Annotated in this window: 5 protein-coding genes; 1 reads left to right on the forward strand and 4 read right to left on the reverse strand. The window is 68.8% G+C overall.

The features are described 5' to 3' along the window. The first annotated feature begins 197 nt into the window (after positions 1 to 197). Positions 198 to 728 (forward strand): SMI1/KNR4 family protein, encoded by a 531-nt coding sequence (locus tag AC4IJH_RS43000; RefSeq protein WP_490857487.1) that lies wholly within the window; start codon positions 198 to 200, stop codon positions 726 to 728. 367 nt (positions 729 to 1,095) lie between these two features. Here the strand turns inward: AC4IJH_RS43000 and AC4IJH_RS43005 are convergent, their stop codons facing one another. From AC4IJH_RS43005 to AC4IJH_RS43020, 4 genes are all read right to left on the reverse strand, one after another. After that, positions 1,096 to 1,599 carry a hypothetical protein gene (locus AC4IJH_RS43005; RefSeq protein ID WP_490857488.1) on the reverse strand — a complete coding sequence of 168 codons (504 nt, stop codon included), beginning with the start codon at positions 1,597 to 1,599 and terminating at the stop codon, positions 1,096 to 1,098. Positions 1,600 to 1,814: 215 nt separating this feature from the next. Beyond that, positions 1,815 to 2,375: a telomere-protecting terminal protein Tpg gene (gene tpg, locus AC4IJH_RS43010; RefSeq protein WP_490857489.1), complete on the reverse strand. Its 561-nt coding sequence runs from the start codon at positions 2,373 to 2,375 to the stop codon at positions 1,815 to 1,817. 10 nt (positions 2,376 to 2,385) lie between these two features. Continuing rightward, positions 2,386 to 4,638 (reverse strand): telomere-associated protein Tap, encoded by a 2,253-nt coding sequence (gene tap / locus AC4IJH_RS43015; protein ID WP_490857490.1) that lies wholly within the window; start codon positions 4,636 to 4,638, stop codon positions 2,386 to 2,388. An 18-nt stretch (positions 4,639 to 4,656) separates the two neighbouring features. Next, positions 4,657 to 5,043, reverse strand: a complete 387-nt coding sequence (locus AC4IJH_RS43020; RefSeq protein ID WP_490857491.1) for a hypothetical protein — start codon at positions 5,041 to 5,043, stop codon at positions 4,657 to 4,659. Positions 5,044 to 5,771 lie beyond the last annotated feature (728 nt).

The raw sequence follows: 5,771 nt of genomic DNA on the forward strand, positions 1-5,771 counted from the left end.
CATCCCGGCTGCTCGACAACTCCCGCAACTCGGCGGCCTGTTCCACGGAGAGCTCCATGTCAGTAGCAACGAGTCACCCAAGATCAAGTAACGCCGACGGAATCACGAAACACTAGCGCATCGCGAGGGCTATCGACTCCATTATTCCCTTTACAACACGGCTGCGGGTTGGCACACCTGCGGCGAGAGGAGTTCCGGTGGACCTGTCTCTGTTCGTTAATGTACTGGGGGCACCCGAAGTGCACTCGGACAAGGCAATGGATTGGGATTCTTTCGAGGAACGCCTCGGAACGTCCCTTCCGACAGACTACAAGGACTTCGTTTCGGCTTACGGCCCCTGCGAACTCTATGAGATGCTCTATGTGTCGCACCCCAGGGGCGATATCATGAACCTCGGAGATTTCATTGATCGCGCGATCGATGAAATCGGATCGCTTCGTCAGGAATTTCCGGACCAATTCCCCTACCCGGTACATCCTGAGCCGCGAGGAATTATTCCGGTAGCGGAGACCGAAGGAGGGGTACAGGTCTTCCTCACCCCCTCGGGAAAGACGGCACACCAATGGGAAATCGCGGTCGACTGGCGAGGCTCATGGAGCCGGTATGAGCTCGGGTTCTCCGAGTTCCTATTCAAGGCGTTGACTGGCGAACTGGATGCCCCCTTCTTCCACGAGAGCATCCTGGAAAACCCAGGCACGCGCTACCAGGTGGTTGGGCACGTCGTCTGATGAGCGAGCGTGGCTTGGGAAGCGCGCCACTGGTGCCATCCCAACGCACGCTGACGTCGCTGCGCCCACGGCAGGCGACTGCTCTGGGGCTACAGGTTCGGCAGGCCCGACCAGCGCCCGCCCCTCGCTCCCCCTGGTCGCCTCCGGCATCGTCCCAGTAGAAGGCACACTGTGACCGTTCACTGATCGTCACCAAGCCAAGACGACGCGAAGTCGTCTCTGCGCGCGATGGAAGCCGTGCGCACGCACATGGGCGAGGAGAACGGCGGCCCCGAGCACTGGTGGCCACACGACCGCACCTGAGGGGGCCTGTGCTCAACCTACGTCGCCTACGACCGCTCCGACACCATCAACGACTCCAACATAGTCAGACAGACCCCGGCGCCGCACTGGCACCACGGGTCGGCTCAGACGTCCTGCTCATCATCGACAAAGCTGTCCGTGTCGCCGGAGACAGTGCCGTGGTCGGTGGTGGTGTTTCCTCGGGCAGCAGGCCCCAACCAAGGTGCGCCGTGAGATACGCAGCGATCTCATCCGCATCCGTGCATTCCGCGGGCAGATCACCCGTCCGGGGCCGGTAGAGATCAAGCAGCTCATCCCGCAGCCGAGCATCCAGAACCGGTACTTGATAACAGTCGATGGTCCCTCGGTAAAACAGCCGGTCGAAGATCCGGACGGCAGGGCAACGGCCGGACTGCGGCACTTCCGCCAGATGGCTGTCCTGCCAGGAGCCGACATAGGCGTAGTCCACCCGCTTCAACGCTCCGTCGAGGGCTGGAGTGGGGTGGTCCTTCAGATTCCAGTAGATACGGGCTTCGGCTTCAGGTATGGGTTCCGGGACTGCGGCAAGCCAGAGGCGATATTCAAGCACCGAAGCAGCTTGACAGTCCATCCCCCGGGCTGTCCTTGCGATCGGCCATCGTGAACGCGAAAGACTGCGAATCTGCCAACCAGAACGCGACAGGACGCCAACGGGCAGCACCGCGCACTGCCTCCGACAGTCCGATGACAACCCGTCTGCCTCGGTGACAACCATCACGCTTCGGCTCAACACCTGCCCTACCGGGCTCGCTGCGGCCGGGACGGCTACAGATCGAATTCGAGGTGTTCGAGGTCGGTCAGCTCCACTTCCAGGCCGTGGGCGCGGCGTCCGCTGTCGCGGAAGTAGACCTCCCCCAGAGCCTCCGCGGCGATCTGCTGCAGCTCGTCCTCGGTGGCACCGGCCTCCTGGGCCGCGAAGAGGCGAGCAGCATGCTGCGGGGGCAGGGCCAGCGTCAGGTGGCGCAGGCGGGCGTCGTCGGTGGTGCCGGGGGCGGCGGTGAAGCCGAACCGGGCGCGGGTGTCGATCATGAGGCCGGTCGAAGTGGCCGCGGCCTTTTTGGCCTTGGCCTTCACCTGCGGCTGCCACCGCTTCTTCACCTCCTGCTCCATGCGGTTCGCGAGGTTCTTGCGGGGTTTCTTGATCTGGTCCTTCACGTACCGCTCGACAGTGCGCTGGGAGATGCCGAGCAGCTGCGCGACATTCTTCGTGCTGCCTTTGTGCTGCTTGACCAGGTACCGCATCTGGGCACCGGCGGACTTGGGGGCCGGGCGTGTGAACGCGCCCTGGACCGCCTTGTCGAGCCCTTCCCCGACCGTGGTGGCCATCGGCCTGCTCCTACTCTCCGGTGTCCTTGGCGGTGACCTCGCCGGTCTTGATGTAGCGGGCGAGGTTGGCGACCTTGCCGTTGCTGGTGAGCTGCTCATGAACTTCCGCGCCCCACAGCACGCTCTGGGTGCCCTCATGCTTGACCATCCCCGGGCTCACCCCGAGCCGGAAGCTGCCGGGGACCGTCTTGCCGTCGGCGCCGTACGGGAGGACGTCCAGCGGGGAGGGGCCGTCGGCGGCGTACACGGCGCAGTCCGAGAGGACCGCGACCGGGTACCGGCCGGTCGCCGCGGCCAGGTTGAGCATCTTGCGGTGCATGTTGGTCCGGGCCCGGGAGATGACAGCTGCCCTGATGTCCGGGCGCCAGGTGGGCCGGGCGAGGGCCGGCCAGGGCTGGCCCGGGCGCCAGCCGCCGCCGCGCGCCTTCTCCCGCAGCTTGCCGATGCCGCCCTTGGTGGTCATCTTGACGGCGTCCAGGACGATCGCCAGCTGAGGGTCGCGCTGCTTGTGGCCGTCCATCGCCGCCAGGAAGTCGGCCGGGGCCAGCTTCTCCCCCACCCCCAGATCGGCCATCGTGTCGACGTAGGCGTTGCGCAGCTGCTTGTACCAGCCGTCCAGGAACTTGCCCTTCTCGTGGCGGACCCAGGCTTCGGCCGGGGCGACGTCGTAGCCGAGTTCCACCGCGTAGGCCACCGTGGGCGTTGCGTACCAGGCAGGCCCTGTGGGGCGTTCGCCGTCCGGGGTGAACGGGCTGGGCAGCAGCTCGCCCTGCAGTTGCTGCCATTCCTTGCCGACCAGGACGTGGGAGAGGTCGACGTGGGAGAGGTCGACCAGCCAGGAGCCGGGCAGCGTCGCATCGAAGGCGGGGCTGGTGACGTGCACGGGCGGTGTCGACAGGCCGACCACGGCGCCGTTCGCGGCCGCGCCGAAGGCGAGGTTCACATCGATACCGACCAGGTACCGCTGCATGCACTCGGCGTCGGTAAGGTCCCGCGCCCAGTCGTACGCCTCCTCGAAAAGCTTCTCTTCCGGGCCGCGGATGTGGAAGCGGGGCAGATCCTTGAGGACCGGGTGTCCGTCGGTCGCCTCGCACGGCGCCGGGTCCATCGCCTCCTTGCCCAGCGAGCCGGGCCGGTGCTCGGGATGCCGTTTGCCGTGCTCGTCCGGCTCACTGGCCTTCGTGGGCGGGTTGAGCGCGGTCATCAGCTCCAGGCCGGTCACGGCGGTGGAGCCGACCGGCGTCATCACCCGCGATGCGTACGCGCCCAGCACCCGCGCGAGCTCGGGGGGCGCCAGCTGCGCGGCATCCCCCCAGGAACGGTCGTCCAGGGCGTTCCACGCGGGGAGGCACAGCTGCACGCAGCGCCGTCGCCTGCCCTCGGGGTCCTGGTAGATCCGCGCCCACGGCCCCAGACCACGCTTGGTCAACTGCCAGTCAGCGCGCGCCAGCTGCTTGATGACCTTGTGGCTGTCGGGAATCCGCCCAGCGAGGCGCTCCTGCTCCGACAGCTCCACCGGGAGCCCGTACCGCTCGCAGGCGGCCGCGGTGAGCACCAGCAGCGGGTCGGCATTCTTCCCGGACCCGTGCAGCTTGCCCGCCCCGATCTGCGCCTCGGCCAGCGCCCACTCCACCAGCGCGGGCAGGGACTTGGCGGGCACGTCCAGCACCAGGCCGCCGACACCGTAGCCGGTCACCTGACGGTCAGCATCGGCGTCGATGACCAGCAGCGGCCCGTTCGCGAACCGGGTGTCGGCCGCCGGGGTGCTCGCCGGGGCAGCCTTCCTCGCACCCGCACGCCGCGACGTCGACGGCTGCCTGGACGCGGCCGCCGCACGCGGCGCAGCGGCCGGACGGGGCGCAGCGGCCGGGGCGGCAGCGGTGCCGTGGGCAGGGCGTTGCGGGGTGTCCGGCGCGGGAGGCGCGCCCTCGGCGTGAGGGGCCGGACCGGTGGCCGGCGGCTGTGCTTGCGCCGACGGCTGGGGTGCCATGGTGCCGGGGGGCGCGGGGTAGCGTTCGGCGAGGCCCTCGAGCAGCCTGCGGTAGGCCTCGAGGCGCTCGCCCTTGGGTTCGGCGCGGCCCGCTTCCCATGCCTGGATGCTCGCCACGCGTACGCCGAGGGCCTGGGCGATGGCGGCCTGGGTCAGGCCGGCCGCCTCGCGCAGCCGTACCCGCTCGGCCGGGGCGGGCAGCACGGTGCCGCCGTCGACGGCGGCGAGCAGCGAGTCGACCGCGGCGAACAGCTCTGGCTGGTGGTCCGTCATCTGTGTGTCCCTCTGCTTCTACCGGATGCCCTGGCGGATCTCTTCGAGCCGGGTCACCAGCCGCTGATAGCGCTGTGAGGCGGCCTGGGAGGAGTTCAGGCCCTGGTGCCGGGCGATGTGCCGCCAGTCCATGCCGCGGCGCCTGGCCTCGATCACCACTTGGCTCTCCAGCCGGTCCAGTGCCAGGCGCAGGTCCTCGAACAGGCCGAGTGCGGCGCCCACGTCCTCCATCGTCACATCCGGCGTCTGCCCGTCACTGTCCCGATGGGCAACGGCGGTGGCCAACAGCCGCCCCAGCAGTGCGGCGTCCTGCTCCATCCGGAGTGCCGGGCTCCCGTCCACCGTGGGAGCGTCCGTGAGCGCAGCCAGCCGCCGACGGGCGTTGTCCTGAGCGTCACGTGCCATGCCGCCACCCTACCGCGCCTCGGCAATCAAACAACGAATCGTTGTTTCATTGGCAAGGGGAGAAGCCAGGCATCGCCGCGGCACAGCGGCACACCACACGGGCCAGGTGTCCACAGGCCCCGGCAACACACCGACGCCTACGGGTGCGCCGGGGCCCGCTGCCGGCGTCCTGTGGGAGTCAGAGCGCAACTGCTGTTCCCGGTTCAGGGCCGCCCGGACACCGGCGCGGGCGGGTGGAGTTGCTCCATCACGGCGACGGTGCCGACGACTGCCGGACAGATGATGCAGCTGTCGTGGGAACAGGCGGTTGTATCGGTGCGGTTCAAGGCGCCGGCTCCGGTGCCGTCGTTTCCGGTGGTGCCCGGGCGCCGGTGGGGTCCGGGCTGGTGGTGGCCGGCGGCCACGGGGCGACTGTGGTGCACGATTCGGCCGCGATGCGCACGCCAAGGGAGTATGGCGCGTACCCGAGGGCGCGCGGTGGAGCGCGGCGTTCCAACGCGAGCTGGTGCTGCTGGAGGCCTTCTCCCAGGAGGGTGGGCACCGGGGTGAACTCCTTGCCGGGCAGCGGGTCTTTCGGGGGATGACCTAGGAAGGTGGCTGTGTGACCAGCACCGGCGATAGGCCAAGTTCAAGCCGGAGAAGCAAGAGGCGCTCCTGTCCCTGCGGTGGGGGGGGGGGGGGGGGGGGGGGGGGGGGGGGGGGGGGGGGGGGGGGGGGGGGGGGGGGGG

The organism is Streptomyces sp. UF-297, assembly GCF_058245575.1.

Bases quoted from the DNA above. Each gene is read 5' to 3' on its own strand.
- tpg (WP_490857489.1), bottom strand. From the start codon at position 2,375: ATGGCCACCACGGTCGGGGAAGGGCTCGACAAGGCGGTCCAGGGCGCG.
- tap (WP_490857490.1), bottom strand. From the start codon at position 4,638: ATGACGGACCACCAGCCAGAGCTGTTCGCCGCGGTCGACTCGCTGCTC.
- AC4IJH_RS43020 (WP_490857491.1), bottom strand. From the start codon at position 5,043: ATGGCACGTGACGCTCAGGACAACGCCCGTCGGCGGCTGGCTGCGCTC.